The organism is Pseudoalteromonas sp. AWM4_233, assembly GCF_056158285.1.
The window spans coordinates 240,631-266,021 of sequence record NZ_JBSWSZ010000113.1; the positions used below are offsets into that span (position 1 = coordinate 240,631).

Below are 25,391 nucleotides of genomic sequence, written 5' to 3' on the forward strand. Positions count from 1 at the left end.
TATAGACAGCTCCCCTTCATGTGAGTAGTATTAATTTTGTTCATACTGATAATTTAATAGCTCAAATGAATTTGTCAGATGTGAAAGGAAAAAAACTAAAAATGAAGGATACTAAAATGAAAAAACTAATTTTAACTGCATTAATTGCAGCAAGCACGTTCTCTTTTAGCGCTACCACAGATGCTAGAGGTTCAAGTATAGAAGATTTTCGCTATTATCATTTCCAGTGTTTAGACAGTAATAGTAAACAATTATGGTTTGAAATTTCTTCAACTTATGATCGCTCTATAGGTGCACGTTGTGCAGCAGATGGTGGAACTATGCGAGTGACTAAAGTTTTTTGGTAAGTTGAACCAAAGCTGAGAGACCATGGCCACTTACGTGGCCATTTTTGATCACAAATGTAATGACGTTGTCATTTTCTTTAACTATCAGAGTTTTTGTACTGCAATCCAAGCATCGACATCGCTTTCAACGATCGTAAGAGGTCGCGCTCCTTTAAGCAAAATCAAATCATGAAACGCTTTAATATCAAACTTGTCACCAAGCTCTGTTCTAGCTTTATCACGCAATTCAACAAACTTAATCATCCCTAACTTATAACCTAACGCCTGACCCGGCCATGCAATATAGCGGTCTATTGCCGATACTACATCACTCATGGCTGAACCCGTGGCTTCTGCGAAATATTCGATTGCTTGCTGACGAGTCCATCGCTTGTGGTGCAAACCGGTATCAACCACTAAACGCGCCGCGCGGTAAGCTTCTGCTTGAAGGCGGCCCAGATCGCCAAATGGGTCATTTTGGTACATCCCCATTTCATAAGCGACTAGTTCAGAGTACAGCGCCCAGCCCTCAATAAAGCCGTTAAACGATGCGTTTTGACGCATTAAACCAATATCTGTTTGCAACATATTTAATGCAATTTGGAAGTGATGGCCTGGTACAGCTTCATGATAAGTCAGTGTTTTTAAGCCAAAGCTTGGGACAGCTTTCATGTCTTTTAGATTAATCGCAAAAATACCCGGGCGACTACCGTCAAGTGATGGGGCATTGTAGTAACCACCTGGTGCTCCGGCTTCGACGGCTTTGGGAATGCGTTTTACTTCAACCGCTTGAGGAGGCAAAGATGAGAATAGATTGAGCGCTTTCTCTTCTATGGTTTTAATTTCACCACGTAAAAACGCTAGTAACTCTTCACGGCCTTCATCGCTGTCAGCAAATAAGAAGCGCGGCTCTTCGCTTAACTTTTGCATGCGCTCGCCAACTGAGCCTTCTGTGTACCCGTTCGCTGTTAAAATCGCATCCATCTGCTCTGAAATACGTTTTACTTCAGCTAAACCCACATTATGGATTTCTTCTGCTGTCATAGTTGAGTCGGCTAAATAAGTGATCTCATGTTGATAAAACGCTTCACCGTTTGGCTGTGCCCAAATGCCTACTTTTGTCGGCGCAGTTGCCTCAAGGGCTTGCATATCTTTACTTACTTTAGCAAAAGCAGGATAAATCTCCGACTCAACAATATTCGCTGCTTTTTTAACTAAAACTGCTTTGGTTTTATCATCAAGCGTATTGAGCTCATTAAGTTTCTCAGCAAAACTACTCACCAATGGGTGTTCAGATGCATCTGGTGCTGTGAAATTATTTAAATACCCTAAGGTGTTCGGAAAAAGTGGTTTAGGTAAGATAATGCCTTTGCTAGCATCATCTGCCAACTTGCTGCGTACCTGTTCTGTTAAATTTGCAAACGCAGCCAAACGCTTAAGATAATCTGTTGCATCTTTTTCTGACGTAACAGCGTGCTGATCTTTTAATATATTTGGAATATCAATTAATGGGCCTGAAATTTGATTTACTACATATGGTAAATGCCCGCCCCACGTATCAATATAACCACCACTGAACTGCTTATCACCCGCATAATAACGAGCTATCACTTCATTTACGGCAACATGTAAGCGGTCTTTCTCAGAGAGGTTTTTACTCTGTAATGCGTTAAGTTGCTCCGCCGCTTTGTCCATATCAATTTGCAGGGCTTGCATGCCTGCCAATGAGTAATTTGGTAAACGATTTGCGTACTGACCAAACTCAGCACTATCAAGTTTTAAAGACGTTGCTAAAGCAGGTTGATGATTGATGAAGTTTTTCGTGTAGGTATTAACCACGCTGTCAACTTCAGCTCGACTTACTTGAGCTTGTTGCGCCGCTTCTGACTTTGTTTTATGTGTTGTTTCAGTAGAGCAACTGGCGAGTACCGCACAAACGGCAAGTGCAGTTAGGGCTTGTTTGATCATATTTGGCTCCAAGGTATTCTCATCAATATCCAGATTTTATTTACCTGTGAATATTGGTCATTTTTATTATTAAGTTCACTTTGCACATTGTATACAATTAAAGGCGTTGTGCTAGTACAATAAGAAAGTACTTGTCGCTTTTTTACCTATTGAAAAACAGTTATACCAGCCCTCTTAATTAAGCGCTCTATTTTTAGGCAAGGAAAACTGCTCGATAGCACGGCAAAAATTTTGCTGTTTAGTTGTTCTAAAAAAAATTTTTAACAAAGCTAGCGTCAGTTTTAGTCCCTCAAAATGATTGAGTATTATTGAGGGTTAGTATTAAAATAGCGCTCTATCAACTTAACGGGATTGGCTGCATACGCCCCAACTATGAATAGACGTAAGAAAATCTACGAAAAGCTAAAGAAGAAAGACAAAAAAGCAAATGAAAAATTGCATAAAAGCAATAAGCCAAAGTACATTTCTAAAGCTGAACGTGCCAAGTTAGAAGCCGAACAACAAGCTCAAACTGACAGTTCAACAGAAATTTGCGATTAGCAGTCATTCCTGTTTAATATGCGCTAATCAAAATACGTTTTATGCTGCTTTTAAGGATGAATAGCACAATGAAGTTGAGCCTCTTTTCTTTTACTTTTTTACTTATCACACTTGCATCTACCTCAGGGTGTAACAGCACTTTAGGGCTAAAAAAACAACAAACTAATCGTGCGCCTCACTGGTTTATCAAACCGGTTCATAATCAAATCATCGGATTTATTGGTGCAGCAGCAAAGTATGACAGCCTAGGTAGAATTAATATCTCTGGCAGCAGAAAAGCGGCCTTAGTCAAATTACAAAGCCATCATCAATTCGCTATAACAGAGATAGACGCTAAGCAACTTGCAAATACCGCTAAGCTCCTTTTACCTTCAGGAAACACAGTGCGGTTTATGCCTGAGTTTTTCTATCAAGGGGTTATTTATAGTTACGCAACATTAGAGCAAGATGCTTTTGCCTTGAGCCAACAACAGACCCTCACAAGTTTATCCACGTGCCAATTTAATCAATGTAATCCAACATGGCTATGTGATGAGCAAGCAAACACCATTACTGGCGTAAGTTTTTATACCAGCTCACCCCATCAGCAGCTTTCAATGGCGCAACAAAATGCCAACTTAATCGCTAATCTACTGAGTAATAGCCAAGTACGTGCAACTGAATTTATTAGCCAATCTTCGGACTCTCACTCGAATCGCCACACTGTCAGTTTTAATCAGCAAAGTGATGTGAAAGCAAAGGTGGACCAGCATCATGGTATGATTTTAAATGAGCTCTGTGAGTATCATGGCACGCTGATCGGTAATTTTGTATTGCCCATTAATTCAATTGAACTAGAAGAGAATTGGCAATCTCAAGCTATTTACCAAGACCGCAGTTTGATCCGAGGCAGCTTTGGTCATGGTGGAGCTATCTCGTCAGATTTATTACTCAGTACAGCCATAGAGTTAGCTATTAAAGACGCCTTAATAGAGTTAGCTAAAATCAAAGGGATCGCCATTGAAAATAACAGTACCTTGTCATTTAACGATGGATTTTATTTTCTCTCGAAAAGTAAAATGACAGTCAATGAGCTGGTCTCAGGGCAACTCCTCGATATCAAAATCAGCTATCAGAAAGAAAACCCCATCGTGAATGTCTGGGTTCTTGAAGCAAACAATCAAATTTAAAACCTAGTGATATCTGCAAATAGAAAACCACCAGAAATGTAACCAATAGTGGTTACATTTGAATAGGTAACCAAATTAAGTTACATTATGTCAAGTTACTCATTTTGGTTACTTATTATGCCGATTTCACAAGAAAACTATATGGGCGTGATCACCGCTGACATTGTGAACTCACAGTCACTCCGTCAAAGTGATTATGAGCAATTGCTTGTTCAATTAAAATATTACCTAACCGCTTTAAGAGCTGAATTTGGCGCAGAGTTTCATATTTTCCGTGGCGATAGCTTCCAAATCGCCCTGCCAAAAGCACGAGCCATATTCAAACAGGCCATTGCAATAAGACTATTCTTTATACAGCGAGGTTTAGATGTAAAAGTGAGCCTTGCCCACGGCCCAATTAAATTATCATTAGGTGGACTTGCCACAGCAACGGGTGAAGCATTGGTAAAAGCCGGTCATGGCCTTGATAATATCAAGCATCAACGCTTGGTCTATAACAATGCCTGTGACGAAAGCTTTTTACTGAATATTCGATTTATTGATCTATTACTGGGTAAATTAAGCCACAAACAAGCCCAAGTACTGCTTTTATATCTACAACAAGATAAACCTGAGCATGCGCAGCTTGCAACACAACTCAGTACCAGTAGGGCAAATGTGACTAAATTACTTAATTTAGCTAACTACACCTTAATTGATGCATTTATCACATTGAGCAAGTCTTATATTTTCAGCAAGGAGACGTAATATGGCTGAATGGCAAACACTTTTATTATGGCTGGTCCTTGGTCATGTTATCGCCGACTTTTATCTGCAACCCATGAGTTGGGTGCATGACAGAAATAATCGGCACTTTAAATCAACTAAAGTCGTTTGGCACAGTTTAGTGCATGGTGTACTTGCCTTTATCGCACTGGTGGTATGGCAACACTACTATGACTTTGGGGTCAGTGGTGCAGCTTTTGGTTATGCGACGCTTATAACTATCAGCCACTATTTTATTGATATTGGTAAATCATATTCGAGTAAGGGAGTGATACCGTTTTTGCTCGACCAACTGGCGCATTTATTCGTCATTTTACTCATAACCCTTAATTTATCTGAGTCACTCTATATAAGTGAGCAGTTACTCTCATTCATTAGCACACCTAGTAACCTCATCATTGGAATTGGCTATTTATTGGTACTGACACCAGCCTCTGTGATGATCAGAATGCTACTTGAGCGCTGGGCATACATGGGGAACGAAGAAGAAAGCTTACCGCAAGCGGGTAATTTAATCGGGCAACTTGAGCGAGTGCTTTTACTAACTTGTATTCTTATCGATAGCTGGGCAGCTGTTGGCTTTATTTTAGCGGCTAAATCAGTATTTCGTTTTGGCGATTTAACCGCAAGTAAAGACAGAAAGCTCACTGAATATGTGATGTTAGGCACGCTTGTAAGCATTTTAGTTACATTGAGTGTGGCTGGATTAATTTCAACTTTCTTATAGTATGATAGCCTTGCTCAAAAATTGATAAGAAAAAACAAAAAGCCGAACAGCACATTATTAAATGGACTATGATTAAACCAGTTACAGTAAGGATAAACAATGCTCGTAAAAATCGTCACTTTTTGTTTTTTTCTAATCGCAATAAACATATATGCCACACCAGACTGCCAGCAAATAACTATATCAGCACACCCTAACTACCCTCCTTTTCATTGGCGAAATGGAAATACCCTGACCGGAGCATCAATTGAAGTAAGTGAACGTATATTTGCAGAGTTAGATGTAAAAACACATGTTGTTTACATGGGACCTTGGAAAAGAGTTCTAAAAAGCGCCAAAGATAACAAAATAGACTTTATACCCGCTCTGAAAAAAACGCCTGAAAGAAGGGCATATTTAGAATTTACAGAAGAGAGCTTTGCGGCTAACCCAGTTGCTGTGTTTACTCGAAAAGGAGAAATAGCGCAACTCAATGGTTTGTGGCAACTATCGAATAGTCACGGCAGCATAAATGCAGGGGATAGGCATGGTGAACAGATAGATACTTTTCTAAAACAACAACACAATATTCAGCAGATCCATGGTATTGCTCAGAACTTTCAAATGTTAAAGATGAAACGAGTTGATTATGTGCTCACAGGTTTATTATCTGCCCAAAATTATTTAAAAAGCAACGCGTTAGAAAATCAATTTGATGTTGTATTAAAGCTAAATAACTATGATGTACACAATGCCTTTACTCTGCACTTTTCAAAAGAATGCCCGCAAGTAGTAAAACAGTTCAACTTACGCCTTCGTGAATTAAAACAACAAAACAAGATCACACCAGTAATGCAAGATTATCAAGAGGTATGGTTATCTCTCTGATAAAAATCAGCGTTCTACCTCTTAATTTAATCCCAAATTGACTATCTAAAAACACTGAAACCCTTTGCTTTCAGATCATTGCTTTATAATATAAACGCAATAATTGTATACAATATATGTTGTTCATGTTAAAAAATTATCCCTCTTTAACATCAAGTACTAAAAAACAACAAAAAAAGAGAGCAAAAAATGAATAAGAAAAGATTACTAAGCTTGTGTATCGCTTTAGCATTAACAGGGTGTAACGGCAGTGGTAATGATCAACCTGAGGTACCTAAAGTCGAAGAACAATCTGATTCTGGTAACTCAGGGTCAGACAGTGAAAACTCAAGTGAAAGCAGCTTTCCATACGCAGATGAGCCTAGTTTAACCTTAGATATGGTTAAAAAAGGCCTGACTACATCAGAACCCGTTGGCTTTTACATCGACCTAGAAGAAGCTACCCCAAGCTTATTAATAAGTTTAGGTCGTGGCGAAACTGGCTTAGATCTGGGTGATCCAGATGTTTACATTAAATACGAAGGCCTCCCTGAAGCTGGTGACGCCCCCGTGTTTGACTGTGTGTCTTTTAATAGCCCTAATAGCCAAGAAACTTGCATAATCGATAACCCTCAACCGGGTCGATACAACATTCTCATTGACGCTTATGAAGACTCGGCAGTAAATGATGCAACACTCTTTGCTACTACATCATTATTTGCTAGCAGCGAATTATGTGCTGATATGGTTCAGGTTCGCATTCAAGAAACAATGAATGACGAAGCAAGAAAGCGTATTTGTGACACCTTGATAGAAACCAAAGCTCGTTTCGAAACAGTACTTAATGACAAGCTCTCAGCGGATACTGGCGTACCTGTACCGAATGACTTAAATGAGATCACCAATATAAATATCTTTGCGAGTCTATCGAATCATATGAGCTGGGTTGAACACTTATGGGACTCAGATAACAGTAGCGGTATTTATTTTGAAACTGCGCCTACTGAATGGTATCACGACTCAACCATCCTTACTTTTAACGCCCTAGAGTGGAGCGGCGGCCGTTCAGTTGTGCGGTCACTCGCTCATGAGTATGTACACGCGCTTGATGGCCGATATAACAAAGAAGGTGGTTATAACGGCGACTTAGGATGGTGGACCGAAGGGTTAGCTGAATATGTAGGGACCTATTATCAGCGCCCATATCAAATGTTACTCGATGCTAATCAAGAAACAAGTTATTCGCTCAGCGATATCACAACCCCTACCATTAACTACAGCTCTTTTTATGATTGGGGCACTTTAGCCGTCGCTTATATGATTGAGCAGCACCCAGGTGAAGTTAAAACACTCATTGCGAATATGCGTGCTGGCGAATGGGACACGGTGAGTACACAGTTAGCAGAGTTTTCAACAGCCTACGAAGAAAGCTTTAAAACATGGCGCACAACGACCTTGGTTGATAACTTTAAAGCAAGCGCACACCCTTTAACCTTAGGTGAAGCGATGCCAATTAACGGGCGTGGTGGCTGGGTATATAGTGTCACTCTATCAGAAGAAACACCCGCGTTAACCTTCAAAACATCTGGTGGCTCGACCAACGTAGACCTTTGGGTGAGCAAAGACTCACCTGCACACCCTGCTATAAATCAGGCTGTGCTTTGCAGCTCAACCACAGAGTCATCCAATGAAGAAACCTGTACGCTTGAAACACCAGAAATAGGCACTTACTTTGTCACAGTAGGCTCTGATTTCGCTGGCGCAGATATTTTAGACCTATATTTAACGGCATGTAAGGGCACAGACTGTACTGTAGATTTACCAGCACCTATGCCACTGATCACACCTGTCGAACCATACTTACCTCACTGGCCAGAAAAAGGCACATTGGGCAGCTGTAATTTAGTTGAAACCTATGGCCGAAGCCGCCAGCAGATTGAAGGTTTCACCGTCAATAATAGCTCTGACAAAGATATTCAACTTTATTGGATCAACAACTACTCGGGTACTCAGCCAAGCTCTGCATTCCAAACATTAGCAGCAGGTGAGACATTCAGCGCGGATAATTGGGTGATCGGCGATCGTATGATGCTAGGCGATGTTGCGGGTAACTGTTTAGGGGTTGCCATCGTCAACGATACTGATAATAACTTCGAAGTGGATGCTGAGTTTGTAAAAGATGCAGTGAGCGAAGCCCCTATTCCTGTCGCAACCGCTGAAATTGGTAGCTGCGAATTACTCACCACATATTCTAGACAAAGTAACTATGCCCCTGAGTTTGCAGTACATAATCAGTCTGACACACCTGTGACACTGGCATGGGTTAACAACAGTGATGGGTCTTTATATTATGGTAACTATGGCACGCTCGAATTTGGCGACAGTTACGCAAATAGTAATTGGGTTGTAGGCGACCGTATGGCACTGATGGGCAGTGATGGCCAATGTTACGGCGTGCTCGACCTCAATGACAGCAGTAACATTTATGTGATTGATGAAAGCTTATTTAAAGAATAACGCCTTTTTAAACACAGACCTACTTTGAGTCACCTGCAAGGTGGCTCACACAAATCAAAAGAAGCAAGGATGTTCTTTTCTGACAACTCAAGTGTTGCATACCCTGATAATGTTTAATCAAACGGCCAGCTCTGCATCTCTACTAAACGACTTTTAGTTCGCTCAAACGCAAAGGCCAATTGTTCACCCACATATAATTCGTTTAAATCACACTGTGCATCGATTACCAATAAACAATGCTGTTCGTAGCACTCGTCAACCAGCGCAATAAAACGTCGCGCTTCGTCATCAAAACGGGCATTTTGAATGCTTGAATGTGCGCGTTGGTAACCGTCTTCTATACCTTGAGTTACTTGCTTTTCGTCAGGTTCTGCACCCATCTGTGGCACTTTGTTAATAAATATTACCCGGTGATTTTGTGCCAGCTCGATATAATCTGCAGTTGCTCTTGGGGTTGAGCACAAGGCCATAAAATCAAACAAGTAACCGTGTTCACTTTTACCTAATACTTCGACTTCTCTGCGGCATACCTCGATTTGTTTCGTTTCTAACACACCATGAGCGCGTTCAAATTGAGTTAAAAAACCTGCCTGATCCTGCACAAAGTAATGGGTGTAATTCGCACCATAAGCAAAACGATGATCAACCTCTCCTGCAACATTAATGACTTCACACTTCGAAAGTAATAGATCTATAGTCGGCAAAAAACGTTCTCTTGCTAAGCCATTATGATAAAGCTGAGACGGGTGTGCGTTTGAGGTCGTTACCAGTATCACACCTTCTTTAAATAAGGCTTCAAATAGTCTTGCCATGATCATGGCATCACCAATGTCAGTGACAAAAAACTCATCAAAGCACAGTACCTTGGCTTTACTTGCCCAGTCTTTTGCAACGTGCTGTAAAGGGTTAAGCGTACCTTGAAGTGCGTTAAGTGCTTGATGCACTTGCGCCATAAAGTGATGAAAATGAAGTCTTTGTTTTGTTACCCCCGATAAATGTGCAAAGAAAAAATCCATCAGCATGGTTTTGCCTCGCCCAACTGGGCCATACAAATACAAACTTTGACATGGCTTGCCCTGCTCAAGTGCATTCGCCAACGTATCTAAGGCATTCAATGCGATAATTTGGGCAGGATCTTGGGTCAGCTTTTGAGATTGAATTTGCGAAAAGTAACTGTCAGAGAGAGTTGTCATATCAGAGCGAAACAGAGTAAAGATTATCTGTCGATTATTTTACAGGTTTTGCTAAGAAGATAAGACTACTTTGACTTATTAAAAAGAAAAAAGCGCCGGGGGCAGCCGGCGCTTTTAGATTCGTATTCAAGGGGAATTGAATACCTTTACTCTCAGTAATTTAACCAGTATAGATGAAATCACTAAAAGTCCAGTAAAGTATAGGTCGTTTTACTTATACTTGACTAAGACCACTGTGCTCAGTGCCGGTACATCAATTCCCTCTGCTGTAATTTTTGTCTCTTTGACCACAGGGTCATGACCCTGTTTTAGCACTGGATGTAACTGGTAATCTTGACTTTCGACAACTTTGAATGAATTTTGTTCATTATTAGCGTTGAAGATCACCAAAATACGCGAAAATTTGTTATCTACAGCCTCACCCTGAGTATCATCTAACTGCATAACAATTAGACCTGATTGATGATTTTTATCATTCACTGATTTTTGCGTATTTAAAAATTGGACTTTTTGCTGAACTTGATCTGCGGTTGCGAGACGGAATAACTCAGAACTATTTCTGATTTTCAGCATATCGATAAACATGCCTTTTGCCAGTTTAATATCTGCTGAATTCACATCATCACGATCTTGGTGACCTGCAAGTACCGTTTTGATTAAAGGCCAGTTATCTTTGTCTTTATCGGCAGGAGGAAGACCTACATCATAGTTATTGCTTTGCCCCGCAAAGTCCGTCGCATTAAACCAATCACCATAATCATAGCTATCTCGTAAAAATGACTTTGAACGTAATAACTCAGATCCCATATGAATAAACGGAATACCTTGCCCATACATCACATAGCTCATGCTTTGTGCATGTAAACGCACACGTTCGGCTGTGGTTAAATCAAACGCTAGGCGGTATTGGCTGTTATCCCATAGAGTTTGGTTATCATGCTTAGACACATAGTTAATGGTGTCTGCCGGGTCAAACGCATAGCCCGTAGGCTGGTCGCCATAAGGCACCTCTTTACCTAGCCGTTTATCTAAGCCATTGTATTTATTAGCTAGGTCATATTCAGCAAGATTACCCGCCATACCGATGCGCACTTGATCCATCGCCACAAAGTAGCGTTGCTTAGTTTGTTCATCAGTTTGTAACTCGTTAGGTAGCGTTAACAAACCATTGCCGACACCTTGCGTGTCACGAGTGTTGTTACCCGGACCACGTACTGCATCGCGAAGACGATCGCTAAAAGTACCAATCTCAGTGCCACCCAGCTCTAATTGGCTAGCTTGAACGAACTGTGAATTATTGGCTACTTCACCGAAGTTCCAACCTTCACCGTAAAAGTAAGTATCTGGATCAACTTCACGTACTAACTCTCGCGCTTGTAGCATCTCAGCTTTTGGCTGGTGACCCATTAAGTCGAATCTAAAGCCATCAATCTTATAATCACGCGCCCAAGTCACTAATGAATCATTCATCAGCTTTGCCATCATGGTACGCTCAGTTGCAGTATTACCGCAGGTGTAACACGTTGATTGTTCTACAATACCAGTTGTTGGATTTAAACGGTGGTAGTATCCCGGCACAATTTTGTCGAGCACAGAGTTTTTAGCTAAGCCAAACTGATGAGTATGGTTGTACACCACGTCCATGATCACACGAAAACCCATTGAATGAAAATGTTGTACCATTTCTCTAAATTCAACAATACGCGTTACGCCCATCGAGTCTGTCGCATAACTGCCTTCTGGCACGGTGTAATGGAATGGATCATATCCCCAGTTATAGTTATCAAATTGACGTAGCGCACTGACAAGCTTTTGCGCCTTCGCTGAGTCTGTTGGATAATTTTTTAATACATCGACGACGCGTGTGCCTTTTTCCCAGGTGCTTTGACACTCTTCTAACTTAGGTAGCTGCTTACACACAAACTGTATACTTGAAGTATGATCGATAACCGTTGCTGCATCTTCGTTGATACTGCCTAAATCATAAGTAGGCAGAAGGTGAATGTTGTTTAACCCCGCATCCCTTAGCGCAGTTAAATGCTTCATGCCATCTGAGTTCATATCGGTAAACGCCAAATATTTACCGCGCCAAGCACGGTTGCTCAGCGCTTTGTCACTGGCACTAAAATCGCGAATATGGGTTTCGTATAATACATTGTCTTCAGGCTTATTGATGCTTGGCACCGAATGACTTGCCCACCCCGTTGGTTGCGTGGCTTTGTCATCCAAGTCAACAACTTGTGCATGAGTACTGTTTGTCGACAAGCTCAATGCATAAGGATCTGTGGTAACAATTGTTTCGACTTTTTTCGTTTCTGGATGATAAACGGTGATTTCATACTGGTAATAATCAAGTGCAGCGACAGTATTAGCATTAACCTGCCAAACGCCGGTGTTTTTATCTTCCTGCATCGGTATTTTATTAGCCGGATTATGAAGACTATTACCAAACGCTAGTAAAGATACCTTTTGTGCTGTAGGTGCCCACAGTTTAAATTGCACAGAATCTGCCAGTACGGTGGCACCTAGATCAGACACTTCATTGGCATCATTCGCAGTTAAAGTATAAAGCGAATCTAATAGCTCACCTTGCTGTACAAAGCTCACAAGTGCGCCTTTACTATCAACCACACTGATCTGCCCTTTCGCCCAGCTTTTAGCTTTTTGATTGGTAAGCGCAACTTTATACGCTTTAAAATCAGCTAAATGTGGATAGCTAGCCGCAACCCAAGCCGGTAATTCAACCTTAGCGAGTGCTGCTTGTTGTGACATTTGTCCTTCAAGTAAGGCGCTTTTTAGCTGTAAGTTAGATTGTGCAACTGAAGGCGCCAGTAATAGTAATTCTGAGGTTAACCAGTGCGCTGCATAAGTCGCTTGTGGTGCGAGTTGTTCGGCTTGTTGTTCAAAAGCTTGCTGTGTGTTTACCAGTTGGCAAGCACTTAAAGATGCCACTAGCGGGATTATTGTCATTTTCGGAATTAAACCTAAAGACTTTGTTACTTTACGCATTGGCGAGTCCCATTATTATAGAAGTATTTTCAACTAGGTCATACGTTACTGAAAGCCCTATATTTGACACAACCAAATGAATAGCTTTTGCATACGTATTCAACGCACCTAGTCTAAACTGGTAACTATGAATACGTATGCATTAACTATTCATCAACACAACACGGCTATATATTAAGCTCCGACAACCCATAACATGTTGGCATGACCGAACGATTACATAAGTTACTATAAAATTTGGCATGTTAACGGTATAACCGAACACCTATGGCAACGGGGATAAAACAAATGCAAAAACTAAAACCAAGTAAAGTGACCTTGGCACTTTTAGCAAGTGGCTTTGCTGCAATGAGTGCACCAATGTTTGCAGCTGCACAAGATGCAGAGCAAAAAGCACAAAAAGACGTTGAAGTTATCGAAGTAAAAGGCTTCCGCCGCTCGCTAGTTGAATCTATCAACGCTAAACGTTTTTCTACCAGCGTAGTTGAAACCATTTCAGCTGAAGACATCGGTAAACTACCAGACTCTTCAATCGCAGAATCTTTATCTCGCCTGCCTGGTCTTGCTACACAGCGCTTAGATGGCCGTGCAAGTAAGATCTCTATCCGTGGTTTCGGTGAAAATGAAAGCGGCACAACATTAAATGGCCGTGAACAAGTTTCTATCAGCGACAACCGTGGCGCTGAATTCGACCTTTACCCTTCTGAAATCATGAGCGGCGTAACCGTTTATAAAACACCAGATGCAAGTATCGAAGGTGAAGGTATTGCAGGTACAGTTAACCTACAAACAATCAAGCCATTAGACCAAGATGGTCGTATTATTCAAGTTAATGGCGTTATCGAAAAAACCAGCTTTGAAAAGCTAAACCCAGACGGTGAAGACCAAGGCCACAAGGCAACATTCTTCTACCTAGACAAATTCGCTGATGACACAATCGGTGTGGCATTTGCACTTAACACCATGAGCTCTCCAAACCAAGAAAAACGTTGGAATGCATGGGGTTACCCTGAGTTTGAACAAGATGGTAAAAAGTACTCTATCTTAGGTGGTGCTAAGCCATACGTTCGCTCTTCTGAGCTTGAACGTGACTCTATGATGTTCGTACTAGAAGCGGCACCGCGTGATGACGTACGTATGACCTTCGATGCACTATATGTAGATTTCTTAGACAAGCAGCGCCTGCGTGGTATTGAAATTCCATTTGCATGGGGCCAAGGTACTGTAAGCGCAAATTCAGTAGATGATGCGTCAGGCTTTATTACTTCTGGCACAACCATGGGTCAACGTGTTGTAGTGCGTAATGATTACAACGAGCGTGATGCTGAGATGAAATCGTTAGGTTTCAATACAAAGTGGGATGTTAATACTGACCTAACTTTAGACTTTGACGTAAGCTACTCAAAAGTAGAAAAGAAAATCGTTGGTATTGAAAGCTACGCAGGTACAGGTCGAGGCAATGACCGTGGTGAAGCTGACACACTAAGCTATACACTTGACGGTGGTAACACGGGCGCAAAATTCAATCACAACCTTAACTATGCAGACTACGACCTAATTCAATTAGGTGGCCCTTTAAGCTGGGGTTGGAGTGGCGCATTAAATGATGCGTTCAACGTAACAGGTACTGATTTTGAAAACCAACTACAAGATGGTTTCATTAATACTCCTGAAGTTGAAGACGAACTTAAATCTCTGAAATTTGCAGCTACACAAGCAATCGAGAATGACTTTATCTCATCAGTTTCTGCGGGTATTTCATACCGTGACCGCGAAAAAGCGAAGTTATCAGAAGGTTACTTCTTAACGCTTTCAAGCTTCAAGTACCCAAGTAACACTGGCATGATGGTAGTACCTGAGCAATATCGTCTGGGTACAGCTAACCTAGATTTCATTGGCATGGGCGAAATGATTGCTTATGACGTGAACGGCCTTGTTCGTGACGGTTATTACTATGGTCTGCAAGAAAGCTTAACTAATTCATCTCACGCAACTAAGTCTTGGACTGTACGTGAAAAAGTAACATCACTATTTGTAAAAGCTGACATCGACACAGAATTCGCTGACATGCCATTAAGTGGTAACATGGGTCTGCGTTACGTTCGCTCTGAGCAGTCATCAAAAGGTAATGCATTTAACACCGTGGATGGTAAGGTAGTTACTTCACCTACTGATATCAGTCATGACTATAACCACTTATTACCTAGCCTTAACTTAACGTTAAAACTAGACGACGACCAATCAGTACGTTTTGGTGCAGCGAAAACCATTTCTCGAGCACGCCTTGATGAAATGAATGCGTCATTCAGTGCAACATACAATCAGCAACCTGATTCTAATGGTAACAACTGGTCAATCGGCGGTGGTAACCCTGAACTTGAACCAAAAGAAGCGTTCGGTTTAGACCTAACTTATGAAAACTATTTCAGCAGTGAAGGTTACTTTGCAGTTGCATTATTCCATAAAGACATCACCAACTGGCACTTCGACGGTCAATATGCGGTTGATATGACTGGTGTTGCAGATCCGGCAACTGGCGCTATTCCTGCAAATCCAAATGGTACAGGTAGTGGTAAAGTGAATGGTGGTGAAGGTACGCTTTGGGGTTATGAGCTGTCTGGTACATTACCGCTAAACGTTTTCTCTGAAGCACTAGACGGCTTCGGTATTATTGCAAGCTACACAGGTGTGGAGTCTGACCTTAAGAACCCTGAAGGCGCAGAATACAAAATCCCGGGTCTTTCAGAAAGTATTTCAACATTCACTTTCTACTACGAAAACCACGGTTTCTCTGCTCGTGCTAGCATGCGTAAGCGTGATGACTTCAAAGGTGACGTAAACGGTATCGGTTTCACAGCGACACAAGTAGACATCATGGGCGAGACAATTTGGGATGCACAAATTGGTTATGACTTTGGTGAAGGTGGCTTCAAAGATCTTGAAGGCCTATCTGTATTCCTACAAGGTTACAACCTAACTGAAGAACCATTCACTACGCTAAGCGGTGACAATGCGTTACAGGTACGTGATTACCAAGATTACGGCCGTAACTACTCGTTAGGCTTCGCATATAAGTTCTAAACGAGCGTGATAAAGCTAAGTTAGTTATGATAGCCCTTGCGATGAAAATCCAAGGGCTTTTTTGGGAGTAGAATATGCAAAACAAAATTAACGATGTCGTTATTGTTGGTGGCGGCACTGCAGGCTGGATGACTGCAAACTTACTCGCAAGGGTGCTAGGTAAAAGCATTAATGTGACTCTACTTGAGTCAGATGACATCGCAACTGTTGGGGTTGGCGAAGCTACTATCCCACCGATTATGCAATTTAATCAAGCCATTGGTGTGAATGAGCACGACTTCATGCAAGCGTCTAAAGCCACGATTAAGCTTGGGATTCAGTTCGAGAATTGGCTAAAACCTAAACATAATTATATGCATGCCTTTGGTAGCATAGGCAAAAACTTCCCGTTTTGTGACTTTCATCACTTTTGGCTTAGAGAGCAAAATAAAAATGACCAAGTCGATAATCTCACTTATTGGGATTTCTCACTTAATTACCAAGCCGCTAAACATAACAAGTTCCAAAAGCTCAAACACCTCCCAAACACTAACCTGCCGGGCATTGCTTACGCCTATCATTTTGATGCTGGGTTATATGCCAAGTTTTTAACCGAACACGGTAAGCAGCACGGTGTTAATCATGTCATCGGCACGGTAAAACAAGTAAATCAAAATAACGAAACGGGTCATATCGAAAGCCTGTTATTAGATAACGATACACTGCTTAGCGGCGACTTATTTATCGACTGTACCGGCATGCATGCTCTACTCATCGAAAAGACACTTAGTACAGGCTATGATGATTGGTCACATTGGTTACCTTGTGACCGCGCTATGGCAGTCCCGAGTGAGAATGCAGAGACAGTAGTGCCTTATACGCGCTCTATCGCTCATCATGTTGGCTGGCAGTGGCAAATTCCGCTGCAACACAGGACAGGTAATGGCTTAGTGTACAGTTCAAAACACATGAGCGACGAAGAGGCCAAACAAACGCTGCTTGGTAACCTGCCGGGCAAACCAATAAGTGACCCAAGAATTATAAAATTTAGAACCGGTCGTCGCAGAAAAGTCTGGAATAAAAACGTCATCAGCATTGGTCTATCAAGTGGCTTTTTAGAGCCATTAGAATCAACCAATATTCATCTTGTGCAAAGTGTGGCAACGCGTTTACTCAAGTTCTTTCCGCACAATGGCATTAGCCAAACCTTAGTCGATGAGTTTAACCGCTTGTGCAAAGCCGAAGTTGAAGGCATTCGAGATTTTATTATTTTGCACTACAAATTAAATAATCGTAGCGATAGTGCATTTTGGCGACAATGTCAGCAAATGGACATTCCTGACACACTGAATACTAAAATTGAGCTATTTAAACAAACAGGCAAGGTACACTGCGAACCAAACGATTTATTTACCGAAATCGCTTGGCAACAAGTAATGCTCGGGCAAGGTATTACGCCAACCGATACTCACCCACTTGTTGATGGGTTAAGTGACGAACAAATCAAAGACATGATGGAAAGTTTGCGAACGCTGGTCGATAAAACCGTCGAAAACATGCCAACTCACCAAGACTTTTTAATGCAATTCAAATAATCCCACACGCTTTATTATGCAGCCTGATGATTAAACTTTCAGGCTGTTTGTACCCACTAAAAACACATGCTAACAAAGTATGTGAATTTTCTTCATTGCCAAGCCATTAGTGGTTTAAATTCGAACCGATATAACGTTAGTATGTAATCGGTTTGGTCAATTATTTAGGAGAAAATAACATGGGTTTAATTCAATCATTATCACAACAGGCAGCTAAGGCAGCCAAAGTACTAGCACTTCTCACAACAGAGCAAAAAAACCAAGTATTACACGCTATGGCACATGCACTGCGTGCCGAAACCGATCAGATCCTTGTGGCAAACCAAACCGACCTAACCCATGCCAAACAAAATGAATTAAGCCCCGCAATGATTGATCGCCTAACCCTGACTCCCGCACGCATCGAAGATATGGCACAAGGCATAGAAACCATCGTGTCGTTAGAAGACCCTGTGGGCCAAACACGCAGCATGGGCACCCGGCCAAATGGCATCGAAATCAATAAAATGCGCATTCCTTTAGGCGTGGTCTGTATGATTTATGAAGCACGCCCAAATGTTACAGCCGATGCGGGCGCACTGTGCTTTAAATCAGGTAATGGCGTGATCTTACGCGGTGGTAAAGAAGCACTGGCCAGCTCAATGGCCATTGCCAAGGTCATGCACAAAACTCTAGCTGAGTTTAATCTGCCTGAAGCACTTATTACCGTCGTACCCGACCCTGATCGCGGTTTAATGATGGAGTTGATGCAACAAAAAGAGTACATCGACCTGATCATTCCACGCGGCGGTGAAGGGCTTATCAACTTTGTGACCGAAAACAGTACTGTGCCTGTCATTCAGCATTTTAAAGGCGTGTGTCATTTATACGTTGATAAAGACGCCGATTTGCACATCGCAGAGGCGCTGCTTTTAAACGGTAAAACTCAGCGTACTGGCGTATGTAATGCCCTAGAAGGGTTAGTGGTTCATAAAGACATCGCTGATAAATTCTTAAACCAAGTAGCGCCTATTTTACGTGCTGCCAACGTAAAAGTGAATGCTTGTAAACGCGCTGCAGAATACTTTGACGACGTCACTGTACTAAACGATGACGAATTTGGTGAAGAGTATTTAGCGCTAGAGATTGCCATTCGTGTAGTCGACGATTTTGCAGGTGCAATTGATCATATCGACCAATTTGGGAGCCATCACACTGAAGTGATCTGTACCACAAACCAAGAAACAGCCACACTATTCCAACGCAGTGTTGATGCATCTGTAGTCATGGTCAATGCGTCATCGCGCTTCAGCGACGGCGGTCAGTTAGGTCTAGGCGCCGAAATTGGTATCGCAACTACTAAGCTACACGCCTACGGCCCGATGGGTTTAGAGTCATTAACCACTGAAAAGTATTTAGTGAATGGTACAGGCCAAGTGAGAGATTAATTTGATAACACCTTCTCTATAACGGAATTATCAAAGTTTCTAAATCTGTAGGCGCAGGTTCTCCCCGCTCTTTTTAAGAAATTTCAGTAGCATTGCACTTATCAGAGATGAAATAACTATTACAACTAAAATGGCATAACCAATTATTATTTTTTGCACGTTGCGAATTTTAAAAATTAGCTCTTAAACCTAACTACAAATAAGAAATCAGGGGCACATGGCCCCTGAATCTTGTATTACAGCATATACGGGTTGTTTGAACTACTGCCCTCTTCTTTGCTGGGTAAGTGTTCAAGCTGAGTGAGCTTGGCAAGAATGCCATCAAGCTTGCCTGATATTGCTGGGTCCAGCGCTTGATGTTTATTAAGGTGCTGAACAAAGCTTGGCAGTGTCACTTGTAGCAACTCAGTGAGTGCCGTTAATGATTGACCTTCGCTACTTTGTTGTTGCGACCGGGCAGTATCAAACTGAGTATGCAGCCCCTCTAACCTTTCAACCAGCTGGCTCAACACCGCACTGTGTTGTTGCTCACTTTGCTCGGCTTGTTGCTCTGCCTGTTGGTTAAGCTGTTTACTGTTTGCCTGTAAAGCTGCTTCAGCTTGAGACAGCCTATGCTTGAGTGCATCAAATTGCGTGTTCAATTCAATATCAAACTCCGCAGAAGCACTCGCCGCATTGTGCGCTTTAAGGTCTTGTATGCCCTGAGTAAGCGAGGTAACCCCTTGTGCTAAAGCTTTATTGAGCTGCGATGAAGACTGAGCCTGACTGTTCACTAAGGCATCTTGCAATGCTTGTAAGTCCGACGCCTTGGGTTTGCCTTCGGTATTGGCAAGCAGCGCTTGGAAAACGTCAGTATAGTTATGACTCAGCTGGGTTTTATTCAGCTTATTAGCAATCACATTAAACGCCCGTGCAATGTCCACCAGCTTGTTGGCCATAAGCTCACCACTTTGCTGACTTTGTGCAACTTGGTTTTGCAAGGTCTGATTAATACCGTTCAGACCCTCATTAATTGCCTCAGCACTCTGTTGGTTTTGCTGTGCGCCAATTAACTGCGCTAACGCCTCTGAATAATCAAAGCTTAAAGTATCTTTGTTCAAGTTACCCGCAATCGCTGTCATAGAGTTATTTAATCTGGCTAGCTCTTCGACAGCTAAGAGCGCCGGGCTGCCTGCATCATTCGCTCTATTGAGTCGTTCATAGTCACCACAAATTTGCGCCCAACGGGATTGCTCTTCAGCCGTTAACGTACCGCGGATGGTGCCCAGTTTAAGCAAGTTTTCTTCACTGCCTTTACTGAGGGTTTGTGCTTCGCCACGGTAATGATCGCGAATAAGGTTTTCGAGTTCATCATCGTTCATGGCTGCAACGACTTTTTCGGCCATCTTATTCATGTTTCGATAACTGCCTTGCAGTTTAAACGGTGGCTCTACGCGGTAGTCATTATCTTGTGCGGCTGAGGCAATGTACTGAGCATTCACTTTTAATACGGTGTCGCGAATGGTCAGAAATTTTTGTAACACCGAGACAATTTCGTTGGCTTGAGCTTGTGAGTAACCGTACTCTAGCTCGTTTAACGAGATATCTTCACCTTCGGCAATACGTACCAACTTGTATAAGTCTTCCATATTGCGGTTCGCCAATGGGGCTAACACGGCATTCGAGGTCAATGCGTTTTCTACAAAACTCATGGCAAATTCTTGCTCACACCCACTGAGTGTGTCACCTAAGTTGTAGATATCGGCACGGTTTGCCAACATGTCTGGGATCTTAAAGCTTTCACCTGACTCGGTATAAGGGTTACCGGCCATCACAACCGCAAATTTCTTACCGCGCAGATCATAGGTTTTACTGCGACCATTCCATACACCATCAATACGACGAGAGCCATCACACAATGAAATAAACTTTTGTAAGAACTCAGGGTTAGTATGCTGAATATCATCGAGATACAGCATGACATTGTTACCCATTTCAAAACTTTGGTTTATCTTTTCTATTTCTTTGGCTGCGGTGGCATTAATGGCCTGCGATGGGTCGAGCGATACTTGATCATGTCCTATCGACGGACAGTTCACTTTGACAAAAGTTAGGCCTAAACGGTTTGCGACATATTCGATTAATGTAGTTTTACCATAACCCGGTGGAGAAATGAGCAGCAGCATACCCATTAAGTCGGTACGCTTATTACCACCTGAGGCACCAATTTGCTTGGCAAGGTTATCACCGATGATCGGAAAGTAGACCTTATTAATCAGCTGATTTCGAACAAATGAACTCAGTGGTTTTGGCTTAAATTCATCAAGCTGTAAACGCTCTTTTTGAGTCGCTAAAATATCACTCTTAAGAGATTGGAATGCAGAGAAGCCAGTCACATGCTGCTCAATGTAGGCATTAGTACGGGCAAAAAATGCCGCATAATCAAGTTGTAAAGTTTGATCTTGAATCGTACGATGCTGCCCCATTAAACCGGTTACTTGCTCAGATACATTGGCATCGTGGGCATAAAACCCTGCCAGTTTGTCATTGCTCAGCAACACCACAGTCGCCGCTTCAAGGGCGATGTTGATGTTAAATGTGCTGTTTTGTTCATTATTTTGCGCTTGGCTGTTTTGCGAATAAGCCACTAACCAACTGAATAATAATTTAGCTTTGTCACTCACATTGCTTGCAGCTTTTAGAGCATTTTGTAACTCGCCCCAAAAGCCTTTGCTTTTCGCACTGCTTTGAAACTGCTCAGCTAAGTTTTTAACTTTACCTGACACAATAAACTTTGCTTCAGTATGCCTTTTAGCTAATTCATCTAATAGATATTGCGCACTTAACTGCAGCGAAAAGTCATTAAATACCGTACAAATATCCGAAATTTGTTCAGAATACGCTTTAATGTCGGCAGCTAATTGCTGAATTTGAGCATTATAGAAGGCGGCATCATTAAACATGGTCTGCATTAAATGCGCTTGCTTAGCTGACTGCTGCAATGCTGTAAACGCTTGTTTTGACAGTTGCACTGCATAAAGCTGAGCAATAATCCGTGAACCAACCGGATAAATCAGTAAATCTAAAGCCCGCTTTTGCACTAATAGATTCGTTAAAATCGCGCACGCATCATGATCATGAATGCCCTTTTCGTATCCTTCTTGGTACCTTGGCTCGGCAAATTTTTGTACCAAAGTCAGCAATTCATCTTTTTGAACCGCCTCATTCAATACATCAAAGCTCAAGCCTTGCTCACCTTTATTGGCGCATGCCAAAACCTGAGCGGCCAAGTATTCACCACGATAAACTTCGGCATTTTCAGAAACAAGGTTTTGCTCCCAATAGGCTTTGCCCGTTTCAAGCTGCGAACGAGTTGCTTGATCTGGAATTGACTCAAAATACTCAGTACCAGTAAGGTGCAGCATTAAGGTATCGTCACGAGGCAAAAGCGTTAAATCAAGTGCTTGCTTATTAACGCTAAAACCGTGCTTGCCTATGTTTACAAGGTTGCCACCTTGCACATAAATGTCTTGTTTATCACGTAGGGCACGAATGCCCTGATCTTTACATGACTTCAGCTTAGATAAAATATCATCCGCTTTAATTTCATCGCCAATCTCTTGCAGCTCTTGGGTTAACCCGCGTAGTTTGCTGATCATCGGATCTGACGCAAAGTAACTGTTGATCTGTTCAAGCTCAGTAAAGCTTTGCGAGCGTCGAGTCACGCCTTGTAAAATACGTTCAGCGGCATTAGCAATATTTAAAGCTCTACGCTGGCGCTCTTCCATCAACTGTTGCTTATGCGCTTCAAAGCTTTCGTATACATCGTCGCGCTTAGCCATGATCTCGGCTAAGTATTCGTCGTACTCGCTAAAGTGAGACTCCAGCTCTTCTAACTGAATTAATAACCGCGACAGTTGTTCGTCACACTGCTCTGGGGTTTTGGCATTGTTTAAGCTGCTGGTAATACTCTGGCTAAAGAGTTTAAAGCGTGCCGAAAACTCCGCCTTAGCTTCAACAGAGCCTAAGCTCTTGCGGCGAATTTCAATGCTTGCCTTAGCCCGGTTAACCAGACCATACACACCGCTGACATCTTCAAGAATTTGCGTGCGCACTCGACTGTCTTCGATGTCTAAATCGAGCATAGTGTGGTTAAGTAAGTCGAGTTCCTCGCTTAGCGTATCTAGCTGAGCTAAAAAGCCATTTAACTCAGTCACCGCCTCGCTTTTTTCAGAGGCAGCAGTGAGCTCATCAAGCTTATTATGATAAGGTGCAAGCGCCTTGTCTTGTTGTAAAAACTGCGCCGTTGCTTGACTGAGCTGTGCGGTTTTTTCATCAACGGTTTTAAGCTCAGCTTTTAAACCTGCAAGGTCAATGTACTTCACCTCTTCAAGGCTGATGATTTTGCCTTTTAATAGCTTTAAAGCATCTAACCCAGCTACAAATTCGCTGGTTAACTTAAAGCTATCGGGGCGAATATCGCGCAGGGTGTCGACCACCGTTTGCTTTATATCAGCGAGAGACTTTAACGCTGTTTCTTGAATTTGTTTTACTTTTTCAAATTCATCAAGCACTTGCTCTGAGGTTTCAAAAATCTCATGTATCAGCGCAGTGAGCGCCTCGAAATCTGCTAACCAATGATATCTATCAAGCACACTCCGTGCTTGTGCAATTAAGGCTTCATAATGGTTGATATTTGGGTTTTGTTCACTGATGGCTTTGCAAACTGAGTATAAGTCTGAAATACCACGAACTAAGTCTGGGTTACCTATTTTGCCTAGTATGCTGGTTGGTGCTGGCGCATTTGCGGCAAATTCGACAGAGCAAAATGGGCTTTGCCAAATTTGAATGGGATGAACACGCTCAGCTTCTTCTTTGTCCGCTTTGAAAGTCAGCGTTAAACCATCATCATACACGCCATAACCATGACAGTAGATTGGGTTTTGTAGATTCTTTTCTATTAGATTATAGGCAAAGAGTGCGTAACGACCTTCGTTTGGCTCGTAAAACACATACAATACATCTTCACCGTTGGGTGATTTAACCTGACGATGAAACTCTAGTTTCTCAATTTGATCATCAAAGTAGCGCGTTTGACCCGACTGAAGGTAATATCCACCCGGAAAAATAATACCGTGGTCATCTGGTAATTGAATACAGGCATCGCCAATGGCATCTTGACGAATAACCGCCTCAGTGCGGCAATTGAAGATAAAGAAACGCCAATCTTTTTCACGGTAAGGCTGCACTTTAAGTAAGATCAATTCACCCACTTGAGCGTATTCAAGCTCACAGTCGGCCAACGATTGGTTTTTATCTTCAACAGGCTCTGAATAGATCCCCTCACCACTATCGGTGTTATTTTCGACTTTAATGGTTAAGTCGCCACCTGTGGATTCGACAAAGATTTTATCGAGTACGTTAATATGACCAAAGCGCCCTTCAACATGATCGGCACGGTCGGTTTTTACCCATTCAAAGTCATAATCTTGCTTATCTTGTAAGTCTCGCTCACCGCGATTGTCGATATACTCAAGGGTGTTATCAGCTGCGATTTCCCAACGAAATACACGAACATCAGTGAGTTTTTCACCAATTTGGAAGCAAGCAAACACTTTGCCCGCTTGTTGGAATAAATGCTGTAAACGGGTTTCTTTGTAGTAAGTATAAAGCTCTTCAAAGTCTCTTAAAAATCGTGGATTTGTCAGGAACTTAGTTTCGCTTGGATAAGGCTCTACTTCATAGTGATCGTCCTGCTCAACCAGTTTTTGAACCGTGAAGACATCACTCACATGAATGTTTTTCTTTAGTCCCAAGAATACGTTGTAAGCAAAAATCAGTTTATCGCCAATTAAGACGATGTCTCTTGGAATACAGTTGTGCTCTGTACGTACACGCGCACGGCCTTTTACTTTCAGCTCAGTACTACCAAAGGTATCAACGCGTTGTTGGTTTAAATCATTGGCGAGAGAACGTAATTGTGTACCTGAGTTACTCAATCTACGTTTAATTAAGTCATAGGAGCCCTGTTCGAGCGCAGCTTCATTTGCTGGATCTGCCATAATCTCTTTGTCCTAATAATCTTTAAAGAAGTTGCCCTCACAAAAAGAGCAAAGTACGTGTAACAAGTGAAGTGTTGTCGTAGCTGAGTATGTGTCGCCGTAAACGACGACCTACAATTAAAACCCTATTCTTCTGTAGGTTGGTGTTTAGCCAACCTACATCGTTTGCACAAAAAGTATTTTGTTCAGGGTAAACAACTCGCTACTA

The 25,391-nt window shown here is 42.0% G+C and carries 14 protein-coding genes; 10 read left to right on the forward strand and 4 right to left on the reverse strand.

The features are described from left to right. The first annotated feature begins 20 nt into the window (after positions 1-20). On the forward strand, positions 21-347 hold the full coding sequence (locus tag ACXAC4_RS22650; RefSeq protein WP_475165773.1) for a hypothetical protein: 327 nt from the start codon (positions 21-23) through the stop codon (positions 345-347). An 84-nt stretch (positions 348-431) separates the two neighbouring features. Here ACXAC4_RS22650 and ACXAC4_RS22655 read toward each other — a convergent pair whose 3' ends face one another. Further along, positions 432-2,294 carry a DUF885 domain-containing protein gene (locus ACXAC4_RS22655; protein ID WP_475165776.1) on the reverse strand — a complete coding sequence of 621 codons (1,863 nt, stop codon included), beginning with the start codon at positions 2,292-2,294 and terminating at the stop codon, positions 432-434. 372 nt (positions 2,295-2,666) lie between these two features. Between ACXAC4_RS22655 and ACXAC4_RS22660 the strand changes: the two genes are divergently transcribed. From ACXAC4_RS22660 to ACXAC4_RS22685, 6 genes are all read left to right on the forward strand, one after another. Further along, on the forward strand, positions 2,667-2,834 hold the full coding sequence (locus ACXAC4_RS22660) for a DUF2986 domain-containing protein (RefSeq protein ID WP_083496681.1): 168 nt from the start codon (positions 2,667-2,669) through the stop codon (positions 2,832-2,834). 68 nt (positions 2,835-2,902) lie between these two features. Further along, a complete protein-coding gene (locus tag ACXAC4_RS22665; RefSeq protein WP_475165778.1) occupies positions 2,903-4,003 on the forward strand; it encodes a hypothetical protein in 1,101 nt (366 codons plus the stop codon). 87 nt (positions 4,004-4,090) lie between these two features. Then, positions 4,091-4,750: a hypothetical protein gene (locus ACXAC4_RS22670; RefSeq protein WP_475165781.1), complete on the forward strand. Its 660-nt coding sequence runs from the start codon at positions 4,091-4,093 to the stop codon at positions 4,748-4,750. A gap of 1 nt (position 4,751) precedes the next feature. Continuing rightward, entirely contained in the window at positions 4,752-5,495 is a 744-nt protein-coding gene (locus ACXAC4_RS22675; RefSeq protein WP_475165784.1) for a DUF3307 domain-containing protein, read from the forward strand. Positions 5,496-5,594: 99 nt separating this feature from the next. Beyond that, positions 5,595-6,362 (forward strand): substrate-binding periplasmic protein, encoded by a 768-nt coding sequence (locus ACXAC4_RS22680; RefSeq protein WP_475165786.1) that lies wholly within the window; start codon positions 5,595-5,597, stop codon positions 6,360-6,362. Positions 6,363-6,551: 189 nt separating this feature from the next. Beyond that, positions 6,552-8,858 (forward strand): collagenase, encoded by a 2,307-nt coding sequence (locus tag ACXAC4_RS22685; protein WP_475165788.1) that lies wholly within the window; start codon positions 6,552-6,554, stop codon positions 8,856-8,858. A gap of 113 nt (positions 8,859-8,971) precedes the next feature. On the opposite strand, the gene zapE is transcribed toward ACXAC4_RS22685, so the two are convergent. Together zapE and pulA are read right to left on the reverse strand one after the other, a co-directional pair. Beyond that, the gene (gene zapE, locus ACXAC4_RS22690) at positions 8,972-10,051 is read right to left on the reverse strand and encodes a cell division protein ZapE (RefSeq protein WP_475165791.1); all 1,080 of its coding nucleotides are present in this window, start codon (positions 10,049-10,051) and stop codon (positions 8,972-8,974) included. Positions 10,052-10,261: 210 nt separating this feature from the next. Next, a complete protein-coding gene (gene pulA, locus ACXAC4_RS22695) occupies positions 10,262-13,060 on the reverse strand; it encodes a pullulanase-type alpha-1,6-glucosidase (RefSeq protein WP_475165793.1) in 2,799 nt (932 codons plus the stop codon). Positions 13,061-13,348: 288 nt separating this feature from the next. Here pulA and ACXAC4_RS22700 point away from each other — a divergent pair, with 288 nt between their 5' ends. From ACXAC4_RS22700 to ACXAC4_RS22710, 3 genes are all read left to right on the forward strand, one after another. Continuing rightward, the gene (locus ACXAC4_RS22700; protein WP_475165795.1) at positions 13,349-16,141 is read left to right on the forward strand and encodes a TonB-dependent receptor; all 2,793 of its coding nucleotides are present in this window, start codon (positions 13,349-13,351) and stop codon (positions 16,139-16,141) included. 74 nt (positions 16,142-16,215) lie between these two features. Beyond that, a complete protein-coding gene (locus ACXAC4_RS22705; protein WP_475165797.1) occupies positions 16,216-17,715 on the forward strand; it encodes a tryptophan halogenase family protein in 1,500 nt (499 codons plus the stop codon). Between the two features lie 179 nt (positions 17,716-17,894). After that, a complete protein-coding gene (locus ACXAC4_RS22710; protein WP_475165802.1) occupies positions 17,895-19,142 on the forward strand; it encodes a glutamate-5-semialdehyde dehydrogenase in 1,248 nt (415 codons plus the stop codon). A gap of 236 nt (positions 19,143-19,378) precedes the next feature. Here the strand turns inward: ACXAC4_RS22710 and ACXAC4_RS22715 are convergent, their stop codons facing one another. Then, positions 19,379-25,183 (reverse strand): DNA repair ATPase, encoded by a 5,805-nt coding sequence (locus tag ACXAC4_RS22715; RefSeq protein ID WP_475165804.1) that lies wholly within the window; start codon positions 25,181-25,183, stop codon positions 19,379-19,381. Between the last annotated feature and the right edge of the window lie 208 nt (positions 25,184-25,391).